Source organism: Flavobacterium notoginsengisoli (assembly GCF_042686225.1).
Lineage (GTDB): Bacteria > Bacteroidota > Bacteroidia > Flavobacteriales > Flavobacteriaceae > Flavobacterium > Flavobacterium notoginsengisoli.
In genome coordinates this window covers 196,295-222,751 of the sequence record NZ_JBHUOT010000009.1, presented here as the reverse complement: position 1 = coordinate 222,751, position 26,457 = coordinate 196,295, and the positions used below count along the sequence as shown (strand labels likewise).

Annotated in this window: 23 protein-coding genes and 1 tRNA gene; 15 read left to right on the top strand and 9 right to left on the bottom strand. The window is 32.5% G+C overall.

Annotation, left to right across the window (positions count from 1 at the left end):
* Positions 1 to 194 precede the first annotated feature (194 nt).
* From ACFS3A_RS19775 to ACFS3A_RS19730, 10 genes are all read left to right on the top strand, one after another.
* Positions 195 to 374 carry a Sec-independent protein translocase subunit TatA/TatB gene (locus ACFS3A_RS19775; RefSeq protein WP_008465789.1) on the top strand — a complete coding sequence of 60 codons (180 nt, stop codon included), beginning with the start codon at positions 195 to 197 and terminating at the stop codon, positions 372 to 374.
* Positions 375 to 600: 226 nt separating this feature from the next.
* Positions 601 to 1,266, top strand: a complete 666-nt coding sequence (locus tag ACFS3A_RS19770) for a hypothetical protein (RefSeq protein ID WP_379827286.1) — start codon at positions 601 to 603, stop codon at positions 1,264 to 1,266.
* Between the two features lie 33 nt (positions 1,267 to 1,299).
* Positions 1,300 to 1,809, top strand: a complete 510-nt coding sequence (locus tag ACFS3A_RS19765; RefSeq protein WP_379827285.1) for a phage tail protein — start codon at positions 1,300 to 1,302, stop codon at positions 1,807 to 1,809.
* Between the two features lie 23 nt (positions 1,810 to 1,832).
* Positions 1,833 to 2,339: a phage tail protein gene (locus tag ACFS3A_RS19760; RefSeq protein WP_379827284.1), complete on the top strand. Its 507-nt coding sequence runs from the start codon at positions 1,833 to 1,835 to the stop codon at positions 2,337 to 2,339.
* A 48-nt stretch (positions 2,340 to 2,387) separates the two neighbouring features.
* Complete coding sequence (locus ACFS3A_RS19755; RefSeq protein WP_379827283.1) at positions 2,388 to 2,903, top strand: phage tail protein; 516 nt, start codon at positions 2,388 to 2,390, stop codon at positions 2,901 to 2,903.
* Between the two features lie 12 nt (positions 2,904 to 2,915).
* A complete protein-coding gene (locus tag ACFS3A_RS19750) occupies positions 2,916 to 3,413 on the top strand; it encodes a GNAT family N-acetyltransferase (protein ID WP_379827282.1) in 498 nt (165 codons plus the stop codon).
* A gap of 21 nt (positions 3,414 to 3,434) precedes the next feature.
* Entirely contained in the window at positions 3,435 to 3,734 is a 300-nt protein-coding gene (locus ACFS3A_RS19745) for a DUF6916 family protein (protein ID WP_379827281.1), read from the top strand.
* A gap of 24 nt (positions 3,735 to 3,758) precedes the next feature.
* Positions 3,759 to 9,278, top strand: a complete 5,520-nt coding sequence (locus ACFS3A_RS19740; protein ID WP_379827280.1) for an Ig-like domain-containing protein — start codon at positions 3,759 to 3,761, stop codon at positions 9,276 to 9,278.
* A gap of 102 nt (positions 9,279 to 9,380) precedes the next feature.
* Positions 9,381 to 10,778: a glycosyl hydrolase family 8 gene (locus tag ACFS3A_RS19735; RefSeq protein WP_379827279.1), complete on the top strand. Its 1,398-nt coding sequence runs from the start codon at positions 9,381 to 9,383 to the stop codon at positions 10,776 to 10,778.
* Positions 10,779 to 10,891: 113 nt separating this feature from the next.
* Positions 10,892 to 13,483 (top strand): T9SS type A sorting domain-containing protein, encoded by a 2,592-nt coding sequence (locus ACFS3A_RS19730; RefSeq protein ID WP_379827278.1) that lies wholly within the window; start codon positions 10,892 to 10,894, stop codon positions 13,481 to 13,483.
* Between the two features lie 107 nt (positions 13,484 to 13,590).
* On the opposite strand, the gene ACFS3A_RS19725 is transcribed toward ACFS3A_RS19730, so the two are convergent.
* Genes ACFS3A_RS19725 through ACFS3A_RS19715 form a run of 3 tightly spaced genes read right to left on the bottom strand, consistent with a single transcriptional unit; the run spans position 13,591 to position 19,504 of the window.
* Positions 13,591 to 15,714 (bottom strand): Tex family protein, encoded by a 2,124-nt coding sequence (locus tag ACFS3A_RS19725; protein ID WP_379827277.1) that lies wholly within the window; start codon positions 15,712 to 15,714, stop codon positions 13,591 to 13,593.
* Positions 15,714 to 17,636, bottom strand: coding sequence for a DUF3857 domain-containing protein (locus tag ACFS3A_RS19720; RefSeq protein WP_379827276.1), 1,923 nt, complete (start codon positions 17,634 to 17,636; stop codon positions 15,714 to 15,716). Before ACFS3A_RS19720 ends, ACFS3A_RS19725 begins: the two co-directional genes overlap by 1 nt.
* On the bottom strand, positions 17,636 to 19,504 hold the full coding sequence (locus ACFS3A_RS19715; RefSeq protein WP_379827275.1) for a DUF3857 domain-containing protein: 1,869 nt from the start codon (positions 19,502 to 19,504) through the stop codon (positions 17,636 to 17,638). Before ACFS3A_RS19715 ends, ACFS3A_RS19720 begins: the two co-directional genes overlap by 1 nt.
* Before the next feature lie 114 nt (positions 19,505 to 19,618).
* Between ACFS3A_RS19715 and ACFS3A_RS19710 the strand changes: the two genes are divergently transcribed.
* Positions 19,619 to 19,888, top strand: a complete 270-nt coding sequence (locus ACFS3A_RS19710; protein WP_379827274.1) for a DUF1294 domain-containing protein — start codon at positions 19,619 to 19,621, stop codon at positions 19,886 to 19,888.
* A 142-nt stretch (positions 19,889 to 20,030) separates the two neighbouring features.
* Here the strand turns inward: ACFS3A_RS19710 and rpiB are convergent, their stop codons facing one another.
* Positions 20,031 to 20,462 carry a ribose 5-phosphate isomerase B gene (gene rpiB / locus ACFS3A_RS19705; protein WP_091490132.1) on the bottom strand — a complete coding sequence of 144 codons (432 nt, stop codon included), beginning with the start codon at positions 20,460 to 20,462 and terminating at the stop codon, positions 20,031 to 20,033.
* A gap of 400 nt (positions 20,463 to 20,862) precedes the next feature.
* On the opposite strand from rpiB, the gene ACFS3A_RS19700 reads away from it, so the two are divergent.
* Positions 20,863 to 20,997, top strand: coding sequence for a hypothetical protein (locus ACFS3A_RS19700; protein WP_379827273.1), 135 nt, complete (start codon positions 20,863 to 20,865; stop codon positions 20,995 to 20,997).
* A 269-nt stretch (positions 20,998 to 21,266) separates the two neighbouring features.
* On the opposite strand, the gene ACFS3A_RS19695 is transcribed toward ACFS3A_RS19700, so the two are convergent.
* Positions 21,267 to 21,500, bottom strand: coding sequence for a putative signal transducing protein (locus ACFS3A_RS19695; protein ID WP_109191198.1), 234 nt, complete (start codon positions 21,498 to 21,500; stop codon positions 21,267 to 21,269).
* Positions 21,501 to 21,610: 110 nt separating this feature from the next.
* Between ACFS3A_RS19695 and rnr the strand changes: the two genes are divergently transcribed.
* From rnr to ACFS3A_RS19680, 3 genes are read left to right on the top strand one after another with little or no spacing between them, the layout of a single operon-like run.
* Positions 21,611 to 23,791 carry a ribonuclease R gene (gene rnr / locus ACFS3A_RS19690; protein WP_379827272.1) on the top strand — a complete coding sequence of 727 codons (2,181 nt, stop codon included), beginning with the start codon at positions 21,611 to 21,613 and terminating at the stop codon, positions 23,789 to 23,791.
* 25 nt (positions 23,792 to 23,816) lie between these two features.
* Entirely contained in the window at positions 23,817 to 24,485 is a 669-nt protein-coding gene (locus ACFS3A_RS19685; RefSeq protein ID WP_379827271.1) for a head GIN domain-containing protein, read from the top strand.
* Between the two features lie 15 nt (positions 24,486 to 24,500).
* Positions 24,501 to 25,178 (top strand): LysE family translocator, encoded by a 678-nt coding sequence (locus tag ACFS3A_RS19680; protein ID WP_379827270.1) that lies wholly within the window; start codon positions 24,501 to 24,503, stop codon positions 25,176 to 25,178.
* Between the two features lie 228 nt (positions 25,179 to 25,406).
* On the opposite strand, the gene ACFS3A_RS19675 is transcribed toward ACFS3A_RS19680, so the two are convergent.
* From ACFS3A_RS19675 to ACFS3A_RS19660, 4 genes are all read right to left on the bottom strand, one after another.
* Positions 25,407 to 25,477, bottom strand: a tRNA-Cys gene (locus tag ACFS3A_RS19675).
* Positions 25,478 to 25,571: 94 nt separating this feature from the next.
* Complete coding sequence (gene folB / locus ACFS3A_RS19670; RefSeq protein ID WP_379827269.1) at positions 25,572 to 25,931, bottom strand: dihydroneopterin aldolase; 360 nt, start codon at positions 25,929 to 25,931, stop codon at positions 25,572 to 25,574.
* Between the two features lie 2 nt (positions 25,932 to 25,933).
* Positions 25,934 to 26,230 carry a hypothetical protein gene (locus ACFS3A_RS19665; protein WP_379684174.1) on the bottom strand — a complete coding sequence of 99 codons (297 nt, stop codon included), beginning with the start codon at positions 26,228 to 26,230 and terminating at the stop codon, positions 25,934 to 25,936.
* Positions 26,230 to 26,451, bottom strand: a complete 222-nt coding sequence (locus ACFS3A_RS19660; RefSeq protein WP_379827268.1) for a hypothetical protein — start codon at positions 26,449 to 26,451, stop codon at positions 26,230 to 26,232. The genes ACFS3A_RS19665 and ACFS3A_RS19660 overlap by 1 nt, the downstream gene beginning before the upstream one ends.
* Positions 26,452 to 26,457 lie beyond the last annotated feature (6 nt).

Sequence of the window (26,457 nt, the reverse complement as noted above, 5' to 3'; positions counted from 1 at the left end):
AAATATAGCAATTTATAATATTGCTAAAGCTCGGATTTGTTTTATGAATTGGCTAAATTCAGGATTTTATAAAATATTTAACGTGGTCTGATCCAAATATTTTAAACTAAAAATACTTTTATTTCGTATATTTCTATATACCTTTGCGGAATAATTTTAGAAAACAATTTGCTTCGGCATTAAATATAATAGTCATGGGAAGATTAGGTCTTACAGAAATCCTTGTTATCGTAGGTATTGTGATATTACTTTTTGGAGGTAAAAAAATTCCAGAATTAATGAAAGGTTTAGGAAGCGGAATTAAGGAATTTAAAAACGCTGCTAAAGACGATCAACCTGCTGCTTCTAAAAAACAAGAGGAAGAAACGAAATAAAATCAATTTTTATTATTGTACTAATACCCCAAATTACTAAAAGTAGTTTGGGGTTTATTTTTTTAACATCTTACCTATATAAACATCCTGTTTTTCTTAATAAAACGCAGCATAAACGTAGTTTGTCGATTATTATTGCATTTTTTAACAAAATTTTTTGTTTTTTTAGCAGACATTTAATGTTTTTAGTACTTTTACTTCGTCCTTTTTACTAAAACCATTGAATATGATCGATTTAAAGCGACGGAACTTTATAAAAAATATTGGATTCGTAGGTGCGTCAACTTTGTTTTGCGGTTCACTTGTTGCTCAAAACACTTTAAAAAATTTCTCAAATACTGAAAATAAGGAAAATAATATACTTTCTAAATTCTCTAAAGTAACTTTTTTTGATGCTTTTCTGCTAGATCAGTCTCTTTCGGACTGTTACAAGAAAGTTATTGTAACCTGGGAAAAAACAGGTTATGTTTCTTCAGGAAATTATTGTTACAGTTCTTCTGATGGACTCTTAAAAATGTTTCCAATGCATCTTCATACCCAAACTACCGGAAAAGTAGATGATGTTCTACTGTGTTTTGGGAAAAACTCAAATGGAGAATGGAAATCATTAAGGTCTTTATCAGGATTTGATTTGGAAGCTATTACTGTTGCCATGAACGATTTAAAGATACATAGTAACGAGGTTAATTTATCTCACTATTTATTTCCTGCTCCTTCTCAGCAATTGAATCCATACGGTTTTGATACAAGAAAAGGAAGTGTATATCTGCAAACTATCTTAGATTCTGAACAAACAACAACAAAAATTATCATAAAAGAAGGTAATAATGTTGTATATCAAAAAGAAGTAATCTCTCAACATAGTCTTGTTGTCCAATCTTCTTTTGTTTAATCACTATTTTATCTTAAAAAAAATAATTCTATTATGGCAGAACCATTTTTAGCCGAGACCCGTATAATGTCTTTTAACTTTGCTCCAAAAGGATGGGCATTGTGCAATGGACAACTTTTACCTATAAATCAAAATCAGGGATTGTTTTCCTTATTAGGAACTACATTTGGTGGAGATGGACGAGTTAACTTCGGATTACCTGATTTACGTGGCAGAACTCCTATCCATTTTGGAAATGGTCATAATTTAGGAGAAAAAGGAGGTGAACAAGCCCATACCTTAACTATTTCTGAGATACCAAAACACACTCATTCTTTAAAAGCTAAAACAGATCTTGCTACTACAAATATTCCGGATAATACAGTCGTTTTAGCTAATGCTATGCCTAATCTTGTTTATAGTGGGCAAAATCAAAATTTAACAGCTATGAGTTCCGGAACGCTATCAAATGTTGGTGGTAGCCAGGCGCATTTAAACATGCAGCCTTTTTTAACCCTGAATTTTTGTATTGCTCTTCAAGGAATTTTTCCATCAGCAACTTAATTATTAATTGTAAAAATTAAAAAATGGCACAACCTTACGTTGGTGAAATCAGAATGTTTGCAGGAAATTTTGCCCCTGCCGGATGGATGTTATGTCAAGGACAATTACTTCCTATTTCTGAGAATGAAACTCTATTTCAATTAATTGGTACTACTTATGGAGGCGATGGCCAAAGTACTTTTGCATTACCTGATTTACAAGGCAGAATTCCTATTCATTCTGGTCAGGGTTTTATACTGGCAGAAACCGGAGGTGCTGAACAAGTCACTCTTACAGTAAATCAGATTCCGACTCACAATCACGCACTACTGGCAACAACAAATTTAGCAGATACTGCAAGTCCTGCAGGTTCTCTGTTGAGTACTAATCCGCCAGGAAATAAAATATTTTCAAGTGCAACTCCTGCAACTCCTTTAAATGTAACATCAATTACAGCTACAGGTGGAAGTCAGCCACATGAAAATTTTCAACCTTATTTGTGTGTAAATTTTATTATTTCATTGTTTGGAATATTTCCTAGTCAAACCTAGAAAATCAAATTTTACACTATTTTTTTTAATATAATAAAACGATATATTATGGATCCTTTTGTGGCCGAAATACGCATATTTTCATTTAATTTCCCACCAAGAGGCTGGGCTTTTTGTAATGGGCAACTTTTGCCATTATCACAACAAACCGCTCTCTTTTCATTATTAGGAACCACTTATGGCGGTGACGGAAGGAGTACCTTTGCTTTACCGGATATACAGGGAAGAACTCCAATGCAGCCTGGACAAGGTCCTGGATTATCTTTACATGATTTGGGAGAAACAGGAGGGTCTGAAACAGTTACTTTGTTAGAATCTGAAATTCCATCTCATAATCATTCATTAATGGCTGCAACTTTAAATTCGCAGTCAATTTCTCCTGCAAACAATAGTTTGGGAAGAGGAAATCCTATAAGAGTTTATTCGACAGGTAGTACCAATACTGATATGAGTATAAGTAGTATCGCTCTTTCAGGAGAAAATGCTCCTCACAATAATATGATGCCTTATTTGACAATGAATTTTTGTATTGCTCTTCAGGGAGTTTTTCCTGCCAGATCGTAAAATAATTGTGTTTTGGAATTAAAAATAAAAGATACTATTCTTCGTGACATTCAATCTTACGATCTTCCTATTCTTTGTGAAATATATGGAAGTACCCGGAAAGAAGAACTAGATAAAGGAACAAACTGGAACGATGAACAAAAAAGACTTTTTATTGAACATCAGTTTTCTGCTCAGCATGAATATTATCAGAAAAATTATCTGGGCGCAAAATTCTATATAATTGAAAAAGAGAACATAACAATTGGGAGATTATATATTGATTTCTTTTTTGAACAAAAAGGCATTCGCATTATAGACATTACAATTCTGCCTCAATGGAGGAATAAAAGTATTGGCAGCTCTGTTTTGAATGAAATTTTAAATAAAGCAGCCAACAACAATTTGAATGTTACGATTCATGTTGAAAGTTTTAATCCTGCTATGGAATTATATAAAAGATTAGGATTTAAAAAAATAAGCGAAACAAATGGAGTTTACCATTTAATGGAATGGAATTCTGCCAAATAAAATAACGATTAATTAAACTATATGGATATATCTTTACTCTCTGTAAATAACTTTAATTCATTACTCAATAAAATATTTATTATTAAAATTTCGGAAGAAATTCAACTTGACGCAGAATTAATTTCGGCTACCGAATTCAACAGTTATTCCCCATTAGAAAGAAATCCATTTTCTATAGTTTTTCGTACGCAGCAAAAAAATGAATATTACGAACAGGGTATTTTTACTATTATACATCCCGAAGAAGGCAATTTAGAATTATTTCTTACTCCGCTTGGTTTTGATGAAGCGGGAATGAAATATGAAGCAGTGTTTTCTTAATTAGGCCAATTTAAAGCGAAAAAAATGAAAAATAACAAACTCTTAGTTGTAATAGTATTATTAGGATTTCTAAGTTTTGGAATGAAGTACAATAATATTATTAACAAAAATGTTGTTGCTCCTATAGTTGAAAGTTTAGCAAAAGCTGAAAAACCTTTTATTGCTACAAAAGACAATAATAAAAGTAAAAAAGCTGAAGTTAAAGAAAAAGCAAATCTCTCCTCTGCTGTGGCTGCAACTGTCACTGTTAATAATGTTGTAGCCGTAAATGGTGGTGGAAATGCACAACCTGGGTCTCAGTTAGATTATACTATTACCATTACAAATTCAGGTGCAGATGATGCTCTGGGGATGACCTTTCAGGATATTTTAGATTCTAATTTAACTCTCGTTGCTAATTCTTTTAAGGCTACACCAGTTGCAAACAATAACTCTTATTCCTGTATCGGAAATGTTGGAATTACCGTAGACGCTGCCGGAGGTGTTTTGGCAAATGATGTAAGTCCGGACGCGACTGCTTTAACAGCAACTATTTTAACTGCTCCAACTAATGGTACTGTTAATTTGGCTCCAAATGGTTCTTTTACTTATAATTCAACTGCAGGATATTCGGGTTCAGATAGTTTTACTTATACGCTAACCTCAACTAATGGCAAAACCTCAACTGCAACGGTCAATATTACGGTAAGTACTCCTATAATCTTTGTAAATAGTGCCGCTTCAACTGCAGGAAACGGAACTTTAACAACGCCTTATAAAGCTTTAAATAGCATTACAGGGACTAGTACAAACCCTATTTTCATATACTCCGGAATTGTTACCGGACTTTTGACTTTAAATGATAATCAAAAAGTAATTGGTCAGGGAGCAACTTCAGGTCTAGCTTCTATACTGAATATTACTGTGCCAACCTATAGTAATACATTACCCTCTACAGGTGGAGCAAATCCTACTATCGCCGGTATTAATTTAAAATCTAATAATGATATTCAGGCTGTAACGATGACCGGAACTTTATCCGGCTCAAATGTAGGCACATTAAAAATTAAAAATACTTCTATCAATGCAACAAACCTTCAGGCAGTAAATATCACGGGAACTGGAACTATAGATTGTGTTTTTTCAAGTATTTCGGCAAACGGAAACCCTGTAAAAGGAATTTCTGTTAATTCGCCGGGAAGTTTTCAGATTACAGGTTCCGGAACTACAACAGGTTCTGGAGGTACAATTCAAAATATTCAACAAAGAGGGGCTGAATTTATTTCATGTACAAATGTTACTCTTAAAAACATGAATTTTACTAATTCAAGCACTTCTGGAGTAAATGTAAATGTTCCAAACCCTCAAAATAATAATACAAATTCCTTTGCAGCTTTGCATTTTAAAACAATATCGGGAGGAGTTACATTAGATAATATTGCTGTTTCAGGTACTACAAACTCAATAGGAATAAATTTAAATGATGTTAACAATTTTGTTTTAAGTAATAGTGCTATAACTGGTTGTGGAAGTGCAAATGGAGGAAATGTAAATGTTGGTGGAATATTTGCCCTTGATTTGAAAGGAACCTGTTCTATCACAAATACTACTGTTAATGATTCCTGGGGAAGAGGTTTTTTTGGGTATAATGGAATTTCACAAAATCCAACTCTAAGCCTGACAGTAACAGACTCTCAATTTAAAAACTCTTTCAATAAATCAAATGGTGACAGTAACTTTATTTTTCAGGCAAAAGGAACTTCAATTAATACTTTAGTCTTTAAGAAAAATGACTTTTCTAATCCAAAAACTACGGGATTAGCTTTAAACTTTAATGGCTCTTCTGTAAATACTGTTCAAATAGGTGGTAACACTGCTGCAACAGATGCTAATACTATAAATGCTGCATCATCAAACCCGGGAAGTAATGGTTTATCTTTACAAGTTAACGGAACTGCAACTGTAAATTACAATATTATAAATAATACCATAAAATCCAGTTTTTCTTCTCTTTCTGCATTGAGTGTAGGAAATCAGGGTTTAGGAACTATAAAAGGACGAATAAATAATAATACTATTGACGGAGGAAGCTCGCCAATTGGAAACGGAATAACTGTTTCTGCTTACGGAAATGCCAAACATATTACTGAAATTGCAAATAATACAATTACTAATGCTGCAAATTATGGGATTTTTTCTGAAGCAAACGATAATGGAACTATAGGTTCTGGTCGAATTGATGCCTCAATAACAAATAATAATATAAGCGTCATAAATAATGCCTACACCCATATTGGAATTGTTTCTTATGCAGATAATAGTTCAAGCACTATGAAAAGTGCTGCAAAGGTTACTGGAAATATTGTAAATGCTGCAACCGGATTAGCCGCAGGTAATTTTGATGTGTTATCTCAGGGTCCTAATTGTGAAGTTATTTTACAAGGTACTTCTCCATATGCTTCAGGGTCTGATAAAAACCTGGCTTTAACAAATTTTTGGAAAGCAAATAACAATAATAATGGAACTGCAATTGACGAAGCAGGTTCCGGAAAAGTGATCTCTGGAACCGTAACTCTTCCTGATAATGGAACTGCTTCAAAAATGGCTCCTCAAAACGATGTTCAGGAGGAAACAAAACCAGCTGCAGAATCAACTGTTAACAATTCTGCTATAAATGATAATTCGGTTACTGCAAAAAGTGCAGCTGTTAATGCAACTGCAACAACACTTTCTGCAGGACCATTTACTTTAGCTGCCGGAAAATCTACTGTAATTACATTTAGTGCTACAATTAATGCTGCCAGTACATTGCCTCAAAATACTTGTGCCGTTACCAATCAGGCAACTGTTAATGGTTCTAATTTCTCAACTGTAAATTCAAATATTACAACAACTTCAATCAAACCAGGAAGTGCTATTGCTACTGCTGATACACAAAATATTCCTTGTTTAGGAAGTACGGCAGTTACTTTAAATGCTACTTGTCCACTAGGAACAACAGCAACTTGGTATACTGCAATGAGCGGAGGAACAAGTTTTGCAACCGGAGCTTCCGTTTCGGCAACTCCTACAGCAAATAATACTACTTATTGTGTGGCTTGTGAAACAGCTTATTGTGCAAGTGACAGAGTTTTGGTAAAAACGGTAACGGGAACTCCATCAACAACATCACCAGCAGTAACTATGTCTGCTTGTGACTCTTATACCTGGAGTGCAAATGGAACAACTTATACTAGTTCCGGAACCTATACAACTGTCGTTGGATGTGATACAAAAACTTTGAATTTAACTATCACTCCATCTACTACTTCAACACCAGAAACTATATCTGCATGTGATTCTTACACCTGGAGTGCAAATGGAACAACTTATACTAGTTCCGGAACCTATACAACTGTGGTTGGATGTGATACAAAAAAATTGATTCTGACTATCACTCCTTCAACCTCATCTCCTGCTGAATCACAAACGGCATGCGACAGCTATACATGGCCGATAAATGGTGTAACATATACCACTACTGGAAATTATACACATAAAATTGGATGTGATACCAAAACTTTAGCGTTAACCATTACTAATTCTACAAGTTCTACACAAACAGAATCTGCTTGTGACACTTATACATGGCCAGTGAATGGCGTAACATATTCCACTTCTGGAAATTATACGCATAAAGTAGGTTGCGATACAAAAACTTTAGCATTAACCATTACAAAATCTACAAGCTCTTCTGAAACACAGACTGCCTGCGATAGTTATACATGGCTGGTCAATGGACTAACATATACTGCTTCTGGAAATTATACGCACAAAGTTGGATGTGAGACGAAAACTTTAGCATTAACTATTATTAAATCTACAAGCTCTACGCAAACAGAATCTGCCTGTGACAGCTATAACTGGTCTGTAAACGGAATGACCTATACATCTTCAGGAGTTTATGATTACACTGTTGGTTGCGATACAAAAACTTTAGCATTAACTATTACAAAATCTACAAACTCGTCTGAATCACAAACAGCTTGTGACAATTATACGTGGCCAACGAATGGTATAACATATACCACTTCTGGAAATTATACACATAAAGTAGGTTGCGATACAAAAACTTTAGCATTAACTATTACAAAATCTACAAACTCGTCTGAATCACAAACGGCTTGTGATAGTTATACGTGGCCAGTGAATGGTATAACATATACCACTTCTGGAAATTATACGCATAAAGTAGGTTGCGATACAAAAACTTTAGTATTAACTATTACAAAATCTACAAACTCGTCTGAATCACAAAATGCTTGTGATAGTTATACGTGGCCAGCGAATGGTATAACATATACCACTTCTGGAAATTATACGCATAAAGTAGGTTGCGATACAAAAACTTTAGCATTAACTATTACAAAATCTACAAACTCGTCTGAATCACAAACGGCTTGTGACAGTTATACGTGGCCAGTTAATGGTGTTACCTATACCACTTCTGGAAATTATACACATAAAGTAGGTTGCGATACAAAAACTTTAGCATTAACTATTACAAAATCTACAAACTCGTCTGAATCACAAACGGCATGTGACAGTTATACGTGGCCAGTTAATGGTGTTACCTATACCACTTCGGGAAATTATATACATAATGTAGGATGTGATACGAAAACTTTAGCATTAACTGTTACAAAATCTACAAGTTCTACTCAGACAGAATCTGCATGCAATAGCTATACTTGGTCAGTAAATGGCAATACCTATACAACATCAGGAACTTATACACATACCGTTGGTTGTGACACAAAAATATTAGCATTGACAATTACTAATACTACTAGTAATACAGTTGTAGAACACGCATGTGATAGTTACACCTGGCCAGTAAATGGAATAACCTATACATCATCTGGAACATATAATTATTCTGTAGGATGTGATACCAAAACTCTAAGTTTAATAATTACTAATTCTACTAATTCTACAGAAACTGTAACAGCTTGTGAAGTTTACGTTTGGCCAATAAATGGTACAACTTTTTCAACTTCCGGAGTCTATAGTCATACTGTTGGTTGTGACACAAAAACATTAGTATTAACAATTACTAATCCTTCTGATATTGTAAAAACAGTAAGCTTAAATTCCGGAATATTAACAGCAGATCATTCCGGAGCTAGATATCAGTGGTATAAATGTCCAAATACATTATTAACCAATGAAACCAATCAATCTTTTACACCTTCTGTAGTGGGAGATTATAAGGTAGCAATTACTATTGGAGAATGTACAACAGTTTCTGATTGTATGAATGTAACTAATTTAGGTCTTGATGACTTTAAAGTCTCTCAATTTAAAATGTATCCTGTTCCAAGTAGAGGAATTTTAAATATTGTTACTAAGTATAACGGAAAATATATCATAGTAGATGCTGCAGGAAAGCTTGTAAAATCAGTACATTTAAATGCAGATATTCTTAATACAATTCATTTAGAAGATCTTGCTGATGGTGTTTATTTAATTCAAAACACTGATCATAATACATTTAAAGCTCAGAAATTTATTTTAAAAAAATAATCCTTTTTGACTTTTTTATTAATCCCAAATTACAAATTGTAGTTTGGGATTTTTTTTATATCTAAAAAATCTTACTTTTAAGCACCCTAAATTTTTTAAGATATGAAAAACCTATTTTTCGTGATTGCTTTTTTGCTAGCTATAGAAAGCCAATCACAAACGCAGTCTTTTCCTGCCAACAAGGTATATGGAAACGGACTTATGGCTGTCCCCAGAAACAGTCAGGATGCTCAAACCAATTATGATACCTGGAAAATGAATTTTACAGAACCCTGTTCTAACGGAAGATATCGTGTAAAATTCGATAATTCTGCTGAAACAGTTTCTGAAGGAATTGCCTACGGTATGTTACTTTCTGCTTATAAAGCGGATAAAATACTTTTTGATGGCCTTTGGCTGTATTACAAAGACAATGTAAACAGCAATAAAGTGATGAACTGGAAAATCAGCGGATGCTCCGGAACTATTGGTTACAATGGAGCTACAGATGCTGAACTCGACGCCGCCTTCGCTCTTATTGTTGCCGATTATCAATGGGCAAGCACGGGAGCTATCAATTACAAAAGTGATGCAACCGCTTTAATTACGGCTATTAAAAATTATGAAGTTGAAGCCAATACTTATGTTTTAAAGCCTGGTGATCAATTCGGCGGAAGCCAGATTACAAACCCTTCTTACTTCTCTCCTGCTTATTACCGTGCTTTTGGCGTTTTTACAAATGACACCGCTTATTGGAATCAAGTTGCTGCAAAGGCTTACACCATTATCAACAATAATTTGATACAAAACAATGCTGTTGGTGGTTTGGTTTCAGATTGGTGCGAAGCTTCCGGAGCGTATTCTTCTCAAGCTGGAAATTATGCAAACGCTGGAAAACTATATACTTATGACGCCGCAAGAACTCCCTGGAGAATTGCTGTAGATTATGTTTGGTACGGAACTGCGGATGCTAAAACTTATGCTAAAAAATCATCTGATTTTGTTCGTATCAATCTTGGCGGAACAACCAGCATTAAAGATGGTTACAACCAAAACGGAACCGTAAGCGGACAATGGCACAATGCTACGTTTGTTGGCGCATTTGCCTGCGCTGCTATGGCTGGTGAAAATCAAGCGCATTTAGATGCTTCTTATACCGATTTAAAAAACCTCAACGAGCCAAACAGCTATTTTAATCATACCCTAAAAACATTATACTCTTTTTTATTAACTGGTAATTTTTATCTGCCCCCAACTGCTACTCTGTCCAATGAAAATTTTGATATTGAAAAATCTACTGTTACGCTTTTCCCAAATCCGAGCGCTGATCGAATCACAATTAGTGCGCCTCAGCAATCGACTATTTCAGTAATTTCTCCTTCGGGAAGTGTTATTCATCAACAAAAAACAATTTCAGAAAACACCGAAATTAATCTGACCAATCAAGCATCTGGCGTTTATTTCGTAAAAATATCCAATGATGATTTTAAAAGTGTCACTAAAAAAGTGATTTTGAAATAATCTTAAACATATAAACACCCAAATTATAGATTTTAATTTGGGTGTTTTTTGTTTGCAAAGTTCCCAGATATACTTGAAAGAAAATTTCTATATATTTGGCAAAATTTATTTGTATGAAAAAAACTTTACTTTTTTTAATTTACTTTTTATCTACTTACACAATCTCCGCTCAGAATCCAACAGATGTGGATATTAACTTTGGTCCACATCCAGGCTTTAATGGAAACATTTATTCTACAGCTGTTCAGTCTGATGGAAAAATACTTGTAGGAGGTGCTTATAATTCATATCAAGGATCTACTGAAAATTATTTAACACGTCTTAATCCTGATGGAAGTAAAGATTCTTCCTTTAAAATAGATACAGGATTTGATAGTGGACTAAGAACTATAGTGTTGCAAAAAGATGGAAAAATATTGGTAGGAGGTGCTTTTACTAATTACCAAAGCAAATCTCAGAATTGTCTGATTAGACTAAATGCTGATGGAAGTAAAGACACTTCATTTGACATAGGTTCAGGGTTTGATGCTAAAAATAGTGTTATTTATTCTATTGCAATACAAAAGGATGGAAAAATAATTATTGGTGGCAACTTCTCTAAATACAAAAACAAGGATCAAAAAAATTTAATTCGGTTGAATAGTGATGGCAGTAAAGATGACTCCTTTGACATTGGAACTGGTCCTGATAATACTGTTAAAACTATTGCTATACAAAACGATGATAAAATTGTTATAGGAGGTAATTTTACTAAATACAATAATCTAGTACAATATCGTTTAACTCGCTTAAATCAGGACGGAAGCAAAGATACTACAATAAAAATGCTAGGTAGTGGATTTGATGATGTAGTCAATTCTATAGCAATTACAGAGGATGGAAAAATATTAGTGGGTGGGCAATTCTATAAGTACAGTGCAAAAATTGAAAAAGGATTTATTTGTTTAAATAGTGATGGTACTAAAGACACTACATTTGCAATTGGACAAGGATTTGGTTCTTATACTTTTGTAAATTCAATAATAATTCAAAATGATGGAAAAATAATTGTTGGAGGACAATTTGAATATTATCAGAATTTGTATAAAAAAGATATTGTTCGGTTAAATAAAGATGGAAGTATTGATAATTCTTTTAAAATAGAAAAAGGAATAAATTATGGGTCAAATGGTTCTTCTGTTTATTGCCTAACATTACAAAATGATGGAAAAGTAATAGTTGCTGGAGATTTTAGTACTTATCAAGAAACAGTTGAAAATCGTTTAGTTCGATTAAACCCTGATGCATCAAAAGATGTTAGTTTTAATATAGGAAATGGATTTAGTAATACCGTACTTGTAACCTGCTTGCAAAGCGATGGAAAAATATTAGTAGGAGGACAATTTTTAAAATTTAACGGAAGTTCTCATAAGTGTTTGGTTCGTCTAAATTCTGACGGGAGCAAAGATTATAGTTTCAATGTTGGAAGTGGATTTAGTAATTATTCTGGAGGCTTTCCACTTGTTCAGGCTATAGCGCAACAAGCTGATGGAAAAATAATTATTGGTGGCTGTTTTACTGATTATCAAGGTTATTGGCAAAAGGCATTAATCCGTTTAAATACTGATGGAAGCATTGATAAATCTTTTGATACAGATACCGACAATGGATTTGTTGGCGCAAATGGAGCATATAAAATTCAATCAATAGTAATCCAACCAGATGGAAAGATAATAGTTGGAAGTGATTTTACTCAATATAGAGGAGTAAATATGGGTAAATTAATCCGTTTAAATGCAGATGGAAGTATTGATAAATCTTTTGCAGTTGGAAGAGGATTTGATAAATCTGTAAGAGTTGTCAAACTGCTTTCTGATGGAAAAATTTTAGTAGGAGGTGAGTTTACAACTTATCAAGGAGTTAGTCAAAAAGGTATAATTCGTTTAAAATCAGATGCTAGTAAAGATACTTCTTTTGATATTGGAAAAGGATTTGGTAGCACTTATACATTAAATGATGTATTAACAATTGAAGAACAAAAAGATGGAAAAATAATTGTTGGAGGAACGTTTAAGTTCTATCAAGATATTAATCAAAACTATATAACCAGGTTAAATTCTGATGGGAGTTTAGATTCTTCATTTAATAGTAAAGGCGGATTTAATTTTTATGTGAATTCTATAGCTTTACAAAATGATGGAAAAATAATTGTTGGTGGTGATTTTAGTGTTTACCAAAATTATTTTACTGATCGCCTAGCGCGGTTAAATTCAGATGGAAGTTTAGATTCCTCATTTAACGGAACTGAATTTGGTCTTTTATATAATTTAATTTCGGATAATGATAAAGTTGGTGTTCGATCAGTTACTCTACAAAATAATGGAAAAATACTAGTTAGCGGTTCTTATTCCAGTTATAAAAAAGATAATTTCTCTGCATTCCTTATACGTCTAAAAGGAACTGAAGTTGTCTTATCAAACGAAGATTTCATCAAAGAAAACAAATCATTTTCTGTATGGCCAAATCCTGTAAAAAATACATTAAACATCAATTCATTACAAGATTCAAATTACTCCATAAAAATTTATGATTTATTAGGAAGATTGATTTACACAAAAGAAAATGTAAATACTTCAATAGATGTAAGCTCTTTTACATCAGGTTTATATTTAATTAAAATAAAAGCCGGAAGCGGAGAAACCTCCCAAAAATTTATAAAAATATAGTTTTAGAATTATATAATAAAAATGCCCAAACTACAATTGTAATTTGGGCATTTTTTATTTAATGATTTCAATAATCTTGGAATTTGGAATTTTAAAAATTGAAATTTCTACAAAACCATCGTCAGCTGAATTCTTTTTCTATCTTCATCAACCTCAGTAACTTTCACATCAACATGCTGATGCAGTTTTACCACTTCATTTACATCGCTTACAAAACCGGCTTTTAACTGTGAAATGTGTACTAATCCACTTTCTTTGATTCCGATGTCAACAAAACAGCCGAAGTTGGTGATGTTATTAACAATTCCTGGCAAAATCATTCCAGTTTTCAAATCTTTTATTGATTTTACATTTGCATCAAACTCAAAAACCTTAGCGGACTTTCGTGGGTCCAATCCAGGCTTTTCAAGCTCTTTTATGATGTCTTTAAGCGTTAATAAACCAATTTCATGTGTTACATACTTTTCGGGCTTAATAAGCGCTGTTTTTTCTTTGTTTGCAATTAATTCATTTAAAGAAATATTCAAATCCTTCGCCATCTTTTCCACAACCGGATAAGCTTCCGGATGTACCGCCGAATTATCCAGCGGATTTTTAGCATTGGTAATTCTAATAAACGCTGCTCCTTGCTGATATGCTTTATCACCTAAACGAGGCACTTTTTTCAATTGTTTTCTATCTTCGAAAGGGCCGTTTTCAGAACGGTATTGTACAATATTTTCGGCCAGCTTCTCTCCTATTCCACTCACATAACTTAGTAAATGTTTACTTGCTGTGTTGATATTGATTCCAACCGAGTTTACGCAACGAATTACAGTGCTGTCCAATTCTTCTTTTAATTTCGTCTGATCAACGTCATGTTGATATTGTCCTACTCCAATAGCTTTTGGATCGATTTTTACCAATTCGGCCAAAGGATCTGAGAGTCGTCGCCCGATAGAAACAGAACCACGAACGGTTACGTCATAATTTGGAAATTCTTCACGCGCAATTTTTGAAGCTGAATATACCGAAGCTCCAGCCTCAGAAACAATAAAAACCTGAATTGGTTTGTCGAAAGCGATTTTTTTAATGAAAAATTCCGTTTCTCTTGAAGCGGTTCCGTTTCCGATAGAAATTGCATCAATCTGATAGGCATTCACCATCGAACGGATTTTCTTGATCGCCATTGATTCTTCATTTTGAGGCGCATGCGGATAAATGGTTTCGTTGTATAATAAATCGCCCTTTTCATCCAGACAAACCACTTTACAACCGCTTCTAAATCCAGGATCGATTGCCAAAATGCGTTTTTCTCCCAACGGCGGAGCCAGTAATAACTGACCTAAATTATTAGCAAAAACCTGAATGGAATTAGCATCAGCTTTTGCTTTTGCCTCTTGCAAGGTTTCGTTTCCAATTGCCGGATTCAATAAACGTTTGTAACTATCTTCAATTGCTAACTGCAAATGAGCTGTTGTATTGTTTTGTTTTTTAATGATGATTTCATCAATAACATCGTAAGCATCATCGATATCAACATCTATTTTCATTTTGATAAAACCTTCATTTTCTGCACGTAACATTGCCAGTAAACGGTGTGCCGGTGCTTTTGTCAACGGTTCTTCCCAATCAAAATACTGACTGAATTTCTGCGCTCCTTCTTCTTCCGCTTTCTTTTTTACAACTTTAGTAGCAATGATCGCTTTTCGCTGATATAATCTACGAAGCTGTTTACGAACATAGATATTTTCGTTAATCCATTCTGCCACAATATCTCTCGCACCTTGAATCGCTGCTTCTTCATTGATAACATTTTCATTAATGTACTGTGTCGAAATAAAATCGATATCAGCATCACTTTCAGATATAATCAGTTTAGCTAATGGCTCTAAACCAAATTCGCGGGCCACATCGGCTTTTGTCTTTTTCTTCTTTTTGTATGGAAGGTAAAAATCTTCTATCTCTTGTAAATCGAAACTTTCTTCGATTTTTTTCTTCAATTCTGGTGTAAGTGCTTTTTGTTCTTCAATAGATTTCAGAACCGCTTCTTTTCGTTTTATAAGCGTATCATAATCTTTTTGAAGTTTTGCAATTTGCTCAATTACAGTTTCGTCAAGATTTCCTGTTGCGTCTTTTCTGTATCGGGAAATAAACGGAATTGTACAGTCTTCCTCTAATAATTTTACTGTGTTTTGAATGCTTACTGCCGGCGCCTGAACAGACTTGGCAATGAATTGAATATTAGTCATTATTTTTTCTTTATGGGCTTTAACACGATACTTGCTTTACTAAAATCAGCCGAAGCGTTATACACTTTTCTATATTCCTGATAAATATCTTTTGGGTAATTTATCGATTTATATTTTTCATCAACGGTAACAATTACCTGATTTCCAACAACCTTTACAGTCGACTTAAATAAGCAGTTTTTATTTTCATCATACTTCATTTCTTTATCTATCACTAAATCATTGTAATGATCTACTTGATATCCTTTTGGAATGTTAAAAACAATCGTATGATGATACTCATTTGCATACTTTAAATCGATTTCCGTTTTTCTTGTATTTTCCTGATACAGATTAGCTTGGTTTCCTATTACTTTTCCTAAATTAAGCATCAGTAAATTTCCGGCTTTTTCTGTAAATGATTCTACTGATTCCAGCTTTGAATTTATAACAAACGGTGTATTTGTATAATTATTTTTAAATTCTAAATTTTCAACTGTGTGTTCCAAAAGTTTCACATCAACACCATTTATTGAAACTTCTTTTACAAAATCTGTTAGATCTTTCTTTTCATCATTATTAGACAAATCCTTGTACGAATAACGCAGAATTTGTCCTACGTAGCCTGTATTTGATAATTTTTTGTCTATCGTCACTTTTGCTAAATCTGCTGACAAATTTACAACTGATTCTGATTCTATTTTAGTAAAATCTGATGCAATAATAGGAATAAAAATAGTGGTATTTTGTTTTTTATTTACATCATATCCTTTTGATTTTGTATCCTGATATTCGTATCCTAAATTTCCATATGGAAGATATCCTGCATTCGGAGAAATAAATTTATTGGTTTCTCTGATATAAAAGTTAAACTCCGTAAACTCATAAAATGTCATCATTTCATCGTCTAGTTCTCCTATAAACCGGTCTTCATTTGCAATAATTTCATAAGGAATTTTCAATGCATCTAATGAAAGTTTATAAATACACATAAAATCCTTATGACTTAATTTTCCTGTTCCGTCAACAATCTTTACATCATTGAAAATAGATTCTCCATCAGAATAATACTCAAAATGTGTTTTAATATATTCATCTAAAATGGTTAATTTCTCATCGGTGCTTTTATCTTTTATATTTAACTTTTGAAGCAGTTTTTTCACATCACCATTGGAAAAAGCATACGGTTTTAGGTTTTTTATATACTCTTTAAAAAATGGATTCCATTGTTTCGCTACCATTGATTGTGAGGTTCCGGCAATTAAGTAAAAAACTTTAACCAGATTTTTAAATTTCTTTGAACTTCTTTCGTTTGAAATTGGCTGAATATTGTCTGCGGTATAAAATATTTTATTTTTAATATGATTGTCTGTAAATTCAGGAGAAGCAAATAATCTTGACGCAGCAGATCCTGAATCTGTTAGCGTAAATTCGGCGTGAAGTACTGGTGCTTCTTTTTGGTAAATTTCAACTCCATTTGACGTAGGATTTTCTTTTACAATAAAATAATATTCTAAAATATCGCCTTTCTCCACTCCTTCAAAAACAATCGATTTTACATTTTTTACATCAGAATTTACGATCTGGCTTTCTGATAAAACTTTTACGTCGCCATTTGGTTTTATTACCCTTGCATGAAAATCTTTTGTGTCACGAATTGTATTATTATCATCTGCGGTAACTTTATTGTATTTGTTGATTTCTGAAGCTTCGTTTATTTTAACTGCAAAATGTTCCATTTTAAATTTTGCAAATCCGTACATATTGGTATTAATTCTGGTATGAACCCATCTTTTATCAAACAAAACAACTGCGGGCATTTTTTTATATTCTTCCGGAATTGCTTTAAAAGATGGAACAGCATCCCAGGTATAACTTTTTATTTCTTGTGCTTGTGTTTTTAAAAAAGAAAAAAACACTAAAATCAGGGCAAATTTTTTCATTACTTTTTGGTTAAGATTATAGATTGGTTGTATTGTTGGGTCAATTCGCTTACTACTGAATTCCAACTTTCAAACGTATTGGTTTCAATAAGTAATTTTTTTAAAATAATTTTCTGAGATACTACTAAATTCTTTTTGTCTTTTTTATAAGCGATTTCATAACTTAATGTTTCGTTCTCTTTCTTGCTGTTTTCGGGTATAAATTCCAATTGATAATTTTCCGGAACTTCATAGATATAATTAAATTCGTTTATAAACTTAGAGTCATTTTCAATAGGTAATTTTCTTTCCTTCAAATCAATTATATATTCTTTAAAAGGCGCTAATAAAATAGGCTTAACGATGATCTTCTCTCCTATTTTTTTAGCCCATCCGTCAAGTTTAAGATTATAAGACAAAGTAGTTTCTTTATTTTCGTATTCGTGTTTGTTTACATCAATGGTTTCTACTTCAATCTTTTCATTAAATCTTGCCATTCCATTTTTTAAAATCTCATCTTCCTTCTGTTTGTTGGCTGCCAAAACATTTAAAAAATGACTTTTTTCATAGCCTGATAATTCTATTTTAGACGTACCAAAAACGCTATTATCTGCAATTTTCAATTTCAAATCGACTTTCAATTTGTTGTCTTTAACATCGACAACGGGCACTTTTTCAATAACAAATTCCTCTTCAGCTATACCAATAAGTCCTTCTTTTCCTTGAATCATAGCAGATGGAAATCCAAATGGACAAAAAGAATCTGTTCCGTCTACAAAATATCTTTGTTTGTCAATTTTTACAGCAGTAATCATGTGATTGTTTACTAACGGTGTAGGAACATCAGAAAAGCTATAAGGTTTATCTCTGGTTCCAATCCAAACTAAATTGGACTCAATGCCGGCATATTTGAACATTTCGTTTAATAAATTAGAAATGTCTTTACAATCTCCATATTTTTTATCAAAAACCGAAGCTGCATCGCGCGGAATAAATCCTCCCATTTCATATTCAAAAGCAACATAATGAATGTTTTGCTGCACCCAGTTGTAAATCTCTTTTGCTTTATCTTTTGAGCTGGTTTTGTCTTTAACTAAATCTAATGTTTTGTTTTTTACTGCTGTTTGATCTAGTTTATTAACCTCTTTTACCAAAGAATAATACCACTTATAAAGATGTTTTACATCTGGAAATATATCTTCTTTCTGGTTTTCTTTGGTGTAACTTTTTATATAATAGACTACATGCGGCAAGAAATAAGTATAGTTTAAAGATCTGTTTTCCTCTTTAAATGCCGGTACATTTACAGCAGTCCAGGTATAAACATTTGTATTTCCTTCTTTGGTTTGAGTGAAAACAACTTTATCCTGATTTTCTCCAAAAAGCTTATAACCAATTTCTACTGATGCATCTGCTCTTATTTCAAATTTTGAAGCAACCATCTGTAGTTCGTGCTGAAAAGTAAAGTACGAAAGTAATCGAGGCTCATTTTGCTTTATTTTATACGAATATTCAATTTTCGATTTATCTACAACAGAATTAAAATCAAAATGTTTGTACTTATTATCACTGTAAAAAATATCCCTGCTTTTGAGTTCGTTAGTACTTATTTCGTATTGAGATAATTTAGTTTTCTTGTTGGTAACCGGATTTATTGAAGCTCCTTTTATATTCGAAATCTCGCTAAAATTGTCATACGGTATATTTATTGAATATTCTTCGACATTTTTACTCTTAGCTATTTCCCGCTGTTCTTCAATAAAAGATTCTATTTCCAGTTTACTTTTATTTGTTATGGTTACTACCTCATTTCTATATAATATTTTTGATTTTTCCTGAGCGGTTAAAAAATGGAAAGATATAAGGGTAAGATAAAATATTTTCTTCATGTAGTCTAAATCTATAATAATCTTAGTGTTAATTTTGGGCAAAAATATACTTTTAATGTAAATAAATGCCTATATTTTAGATTCCAAAAATTATGTTATTTAATTCCTAAACTAATGACCGTTTTACTCCTATATTTTTTAATTATAAACATCTTCACATTCCTTATTACAGGCTATGATAAATTTCAAGCCCGAAGACACAATAGGCGAATTCCAGAAAGTGTATTGTTTATTCTCGCTTTTATTGGTGGAACAATTGGTTTATTAACAGGAATGTTTTTCTTTAGACATAAAACAAGTAAAACTACATTTATTATGAAGTTCTCTTATATTATTATTGTACAGATTGTAGTTATCTATTTAAAAATGACTCATAATATTTAGATATTAACAATGTTAATATCCTTAATTTAAAAAACACAAATTATTGATTTTAAGATATTTAAAACAAAACACCGGATGAATTTAAAAATCCGCCCGGTGTTTTTATGTTACTGGTGCGCAACACCGAATTTTTTTGGCTTTTTTACGAACAAGCAATCTTATTCACTCTGTTTTGGTGTCTTCCACCTTCAAAAGCAGTTTCTAAAAATGTTTCAACAATTTCAACAGCCTGATGAATAGAAGTAAACCTTGCCGGAATACTCACAATATTAGCATCGTTGTGTAAACGTGTTAAATAAGCAATTTCTTTAGTCCAGCATAAGCCAGCTCTTACCTTTGGGTGTTTATTAACAGTCATTGCAATTCCGTTTCCGCTTCCGCAGATTACGATACCAAAATCAGCTTTTCCTTCAGATACATCATTCGCAACTGGGTGTCCAAAATCAGGATAATCAACAGAAGCATCTGTATCTGTACCGTAATTGGTTACTTCATAACCTTTTGCTTCAAGCATGGCAACAATTGCTTTTTTATATTCTGGGCCGGCGTGGTCGTTTCCTATTGAAATTTTCATTTTTCTATACTATTTAGTTGTGTAGTACAAATTTACTCAATTAATAAATGTTTGCCACGAATTACGCTAATTTTCACAAATTTTTTTCTTTTCGAATACTATATCAACAAAGCAATTATAATTAGTGTACATTCGTGAAATTCGTGGCAGAAAAATAATAATCACAACTATCTTAAAGTCAAAATATTATCAGTTATTAACAATTTTAATAACTCCATAAGTATCTCATAATCAATAAAGAATAAACAGAATATTTGTTAAAATTTTGAGGTGTTAATAGCAGTTTGTAATTGCTTGATATTCAATTAACTTTAAGTTAACAGAAAATGTTAATAAGTTCGAAAAGAAAATTAGAAGTTTTTTTTGGTTGTGTCGAAAAAAACCTTAATCCAAAACCGGAATGAAATACGCAAGAAAAGTTTCGGGAATTTTTGGAAAAGTTATCAATACCAAAAACACCATTTTCAACAACTATCAACATGTTAACTTATCTACAAAATCAATTCACTTTTGGTTGTCAACCGTTGTTAATTAAAATACAAAAAGTCTTATAAATAAGTCATTTAACTAAAAATAACTATGTTGATAACTCAGAATAACTAAGTAAAACGAGAATTCAATGACTTCAAAAAAAAATTTATTCGACATATTAACAAGCTATAATAACCATAAATTTTTTTTAAATTTTTAAAAATCTTTTTTGTTGTATTTAATATATGTTGAAAACTAAAAAAGTTGAAAGAGAAAAAAAATTTATTTGACTTTGAATTTTATTCTGATTTGAATTTGTTTTGAAATTTTGTTTCAGACGATTTTAAGTGGATTGTTGAGATTGTCCAGAATTTGCTGAACTTGTTCGAAGTCTTCCGGATGTACTTTTAGTTTGATTCCGCCCAGTGCATTGGAGTAAAGAGGCATAACGGAAAGGGTCATTTCGTTTTCGAAAAAGTATGGAATTTCTTCTTGCTCTAGTAAGTGTTTGAGAACCACTGTTTCGTGCTGATAATTGAATACGGCAATAGTTTGAAAGCTTTCCATAAAGGCTGTTTTTGTAAATGTACGAAAAGTTATAATTTTAATAATTCTAATTGTTAAAATCTATAATCTGATTTCTTATTTGTAATTTTAAACCTTATAAGAAAAGATATATGAGTAAGAAAATTAGAAAGCCGATAAAAAAAGAGAAAGATTTCTCTGGGAAGATCCTTAAGATTTTATCGCAAAATGCTAATAAGCCATTTAATTACAAACAGATAGGAGCAAAGTTAGAACTTGATGATACAAACAGTAGAAACCAGATTATAAAAGATCTAAAGATTCTGGCTGCTCAAAAGAAAATAGTTGAAACAGAACCAGGAAAATATTTAGTTAAAGCAGTTAGTCAGGACTATTACGAAGGAACGATAGATATGACGAGCAGAAAAACGGCCTATTTTATTTGTCCTGATTTTGAAGAAGATGTATTTATCCCAACCAATAATTTGAATCGTGCCTTAGACAAAGACAAAGTAAAGGTTTATGTTTATAACAGAAGAAAAGGAAAAAGACCTGAGGGTGAAGTAATTGAAGTCCTTGAAAGAGATAAAACAGAGTTTGTAGGTGTAATTGATATGCAGCCTAACTTTGCTTTTGTTTCTACTGCGAATCCTAAAATGTATACCGATATTTTTATTCCAAAGGATAAATTGGGAGAAGCAGAAAACGGTGATGTTGTGTTGGTTAAGATTGAAGACTGGCCCAAAAGAGCCGATAGTCCGTTTGGATCTGTAATTCGAGTTTTAGGAAAACCAGGAGAACATAATACAGAGATTCATGCCATTTTAGCTGAATACGGATTGCCATCTGATTTCCCTGTAGAAGTAGAGGTGTATGCTCAAAAACTGGATACCTCGATTCAGGAATCTGAGATTGCAAAACGTCGTGATATGCGTGATACACTTACGTTTACCATCGATCCAAAAGATGCAAAAGATTTTGATGATGCGTTGTCTTTTAAAAAGTTAGAAAACGGAAACTTCGAAATTGGAATTCATATTGCCGATGTTTCGTATTATTTGGAAGAAGGAACAATCCTGGATGATGAAGCCTATCAAAGAGCTACTTCGGTTTATTTAGTCGATAGAGTAGTGCCAATGCTTCCTGAAGTATTGTCTAATTTTGCGTGTTCGCTTCGTCCAAATGAAGAGAAATATACGTTCTCTGCCATATTTGAAGTTTCGCCAACAGCTCAGGTTATTAACCAATGGTTTGGAAGAACAGTAATTTATTCCGATCAGCGTTTTGCTTACGAAGAAGCGCAATATATCATTGAAACAAAAGACAATACTATTCCGGTTGATGTTTCCATTACCGGAGAATCTTATGTTGTTTCAGATGAAATTACCGAAGCGACTTTAAAACTAGATGAATTAGCGAAGATTTTAAGAAAGAAAAGAATGCAGCAAGGTGCCATTTCTTTTGATAAAGTAGAAGTAAAATTCAATTTAGATGCTGAAGGAGAACCGGAAGGTGTTTATTTCAAGATTTCAAAAGATGCCAATCATTTGATTGAAGAATTCATGCTTTTAGCTAACAGAAAAGTGGCGGAATACATTGGAAAACAAAAGAAAACTTTTGTATACCGTATTCACGATGAACCAAATGAAGATAAACTAATTGCAATGCAGACTGTTATAGCTAAATTTGGTTATAAAATTGATTTCCGTAACAAAGGCGATATTTCTAAGTCTTTGAATTCATTGATGGAAGAAGTAAATGGTAAAAAAGAGCAAAACTTAATTGATACTCTTGCAATTAGAAGTATGAGTAAAGCCAAATATTCGACAGACAATATTGGTCATTATGGTTTAGCTTTTGATTATTACAGCCATTTTACATCGCCAATTCGTCGTTATCCAGACGTTATGGTACACCGTTTGTTGCAATATTATCTGGATGGAGGAGCTTCTGTAGACGAAGAAACTTATGAAACTAAATGTCTGCATTGTTCTAACATGGAAAGTTTAGCAACAAATGCTGAGCGTGACAGTATCAAATACATGCAGGTTAAATACATGCAGGATCATCAGGACGAAGAATTCCTGGGAGTTATTTCTGGTGTTACCGAATGGGGAATTTATGTTGAAATCGTTTCTAATAAATGCGAAGGAATGGTAAGAATCAGAGAAATAAAAGATGATTATTATACTTTCGACGAAAAACAATATGCTTTGGTTGGAGCTACTTCAAACAGCATTTTACAATTGGGAGACGAAATTTATGTTAAAGTAAAAAATGCTGATTTGGTTAAAAAACAATTGGATTTTCATTTTTTGCGACGAGCAGAATAAAGTATTAATTTAAAAAAATAAAAGTATGAAAAAGCTAATAATTGGAGCAGCAATTTTATTTGTACAAATGTCTTTTGGTCAGGTTACCAAAGAATTAGGCGATTTTGATACCGTAAAAGTTTACGATAAATTAAGTGTAAAACTAGTTCAGTCTTCTGAAAATAAAGTTGTTATAAAGGGAACAAGAGAAGCAGAACTGGAAGCTGTTAATAAAAACGGTGTTTTAAAACTGAGAATGCCTTTTCCAAAACTATTATCAGGAAATGATCTTGAAGTTACTTTGTATTATAAACATATCGAACTGATTGATGTTAATGAAGGAGCAGAAGTGGTAAGTAAAGAAACTATAAAAGCTACTTCTTTTAAAGTCAGTGCACAAGAAGGAGGAAAAATTAATGTAGATTTGAATGTTGATAAGCTAAAAGTAAGTTCAGTTTCGGGCGGAGAAATCACGGCAACTGGTAAAGCTGATAACCTAGATGCAGGATTAGGAGCAGGCGGATACTTCCTTGGAAGTAAATTAGTCACTTCTCAGACTAAAGTAAGCGTTTCTGCGGGCGGAAAAGCTGATGTGAATGCTTCGACCCTTGTCGATGCAAAAGTGAGCGCAGGAGGCTCTATTTACATTTATGGAAAACCAAAGCAGATTAATCAGAAAACCGTTTTCGGAGGTAAAATTGAAGAAGTAAAATAATCAAGTTGTATTTTGATGATAAATGATATTCTGGCTGGACTGCCATGGGGACTTTTTCTAAGCTTTATGGTAGGTCCGGTATTTTTTATACTATTAGAAACCAGTATTACTAAAGGATTCAGAGCTGCAATAGTTTTTGATTTTGGAGTAGTTTTAGGTGATATCTTTTTCATAGCTATTGCTTATTTAGGAAGTTACAGATTGATTTCCAGTTTAAAAGACAAACCTGCACTTTTTATTTTTGGTGGCATTATAATGCTGGCTTATGGTATAATTTCTTTTGTGAGATTAAAAAAAGAAGCAAAAATTAATGATGAAGAAATCGACCGTGATATTATCAAAAGAAATTACGGAAGTTTATTTATAAAAGGCTTTTTATTGAACGTTATTAACATTGGTGTTTTAGGTTTCTGGCTTGCAGTAATTATTTCTGTTGGACCAAAATTAGAAATGCAAAACTCCAGAATGTTTACCTTTTTTACGGCTGTAATTATCACTTATTTATTGGTTGACTGCCTTAAAATAGTATTAGCCAAACAGTTAAAATCTAAAATGACACCAACTAATATTCTAAAAATTAAAAAAGGAATAAGTATTGTTCTGATGGTTTTTGGAGTTGCTTTAATGGTTCAGGGCTGGTTTCCAAAAGAAAAAGAAATGGTTAAAAACGCTTTTGAGAAGATTGAAAAGTAGTTGTTAATAACTCAAAAATATAAAATCAAACCTCTAAATTTCAGAGGTTTTTTTGTGTTGATAATGTTCTTTTTGTCATTCTGAGGAACGAAGAATCGCACTAGAAATTCTACCTGCTATATCGCCAATCTTTGTTGAGTTACGAGTGTGATTCTTCGTTCCTCAGAATGACAAGATTGCGCAAAAATTAGATATAAAAAAAACCTTCAAATTGCTTTGAAGGTTTTGAGGCATCGTCCGGATTCGAACCGGAGTAGGAGCTTTTGCAGAGCCCAGCCTAGCCGCTCGGCCACGACGCCATTACTTGAACGGTTGGCAAAAGTAACTAAAATCTTTAAATTTCAAAAGTTTCATAGAAAGTATTTTAAAATTTTAGGATTTTAATTTTAAAAATTACTTTCTAGTTTCCGTCATTTTTATAGTAACTGACTCAACATCACCACCAATAGGCGGATTAACTTTAGAAACCCAAACTGTTGTTTTTTCTACCGTTTCTATCTCTGCCAGTACACGAATATTGATTCTTTTGGCGACATGTTCTAATAAATGCGAACGAATTGCCATTTCTTCGGCTACAATTTTGTTCAAATGAACATAATCAACAGTGTCTAAAAGATGATCTGTTTCTGCTGATTTCTGTAAATTGGTTTTAATTTTTAGATCAACAGTGTAATCAGATCCAATTTTTCCTTCTTCAATTAAACATCCGTGATACGAAAAAGTACGAATGTTTTTCAGTTTAATAACTCCCATTTTTATAGTTTTATTCTTGTAGTATTTGGATTTTGATAATTGGATGTTACAGCATATACTGTAACTATTTTGTTAATTTCATCAACTGTAAAATGAATAGTGTATGGGAATTTTTTCAAGGGTAAGGTCCTAATTATATTATACTTTTCTTCAAAAAATGGAAATGTATTTAAAGTATCTACATACTTTTGATATTCATTAAAAAATTTTGTTCCTAAACCATCAGAAAGAGATTCATAATATTCAGCAATTTCATCTACTTCTAATTCAGCTCTTAAAAGAATATTTATTTCGAACATTACTTCTTATTCCATTTAGCATTGAGTCTTTTTTTAGATTCTTCCCAACTTATAAAATCCTCTGGTTTAGCATTTTTTATACGATCCAAAACCATTTCTTGTTGCCATAGTGGAATTTCATTCTCAATATTTTCATCTATAGAAACGTCTGGAACATGTTTGAAAAAACTAATAAAAGTTTCGTAGAAATCGTCTGGAATTGTAACAGTTAATTGTCTCATAATTCT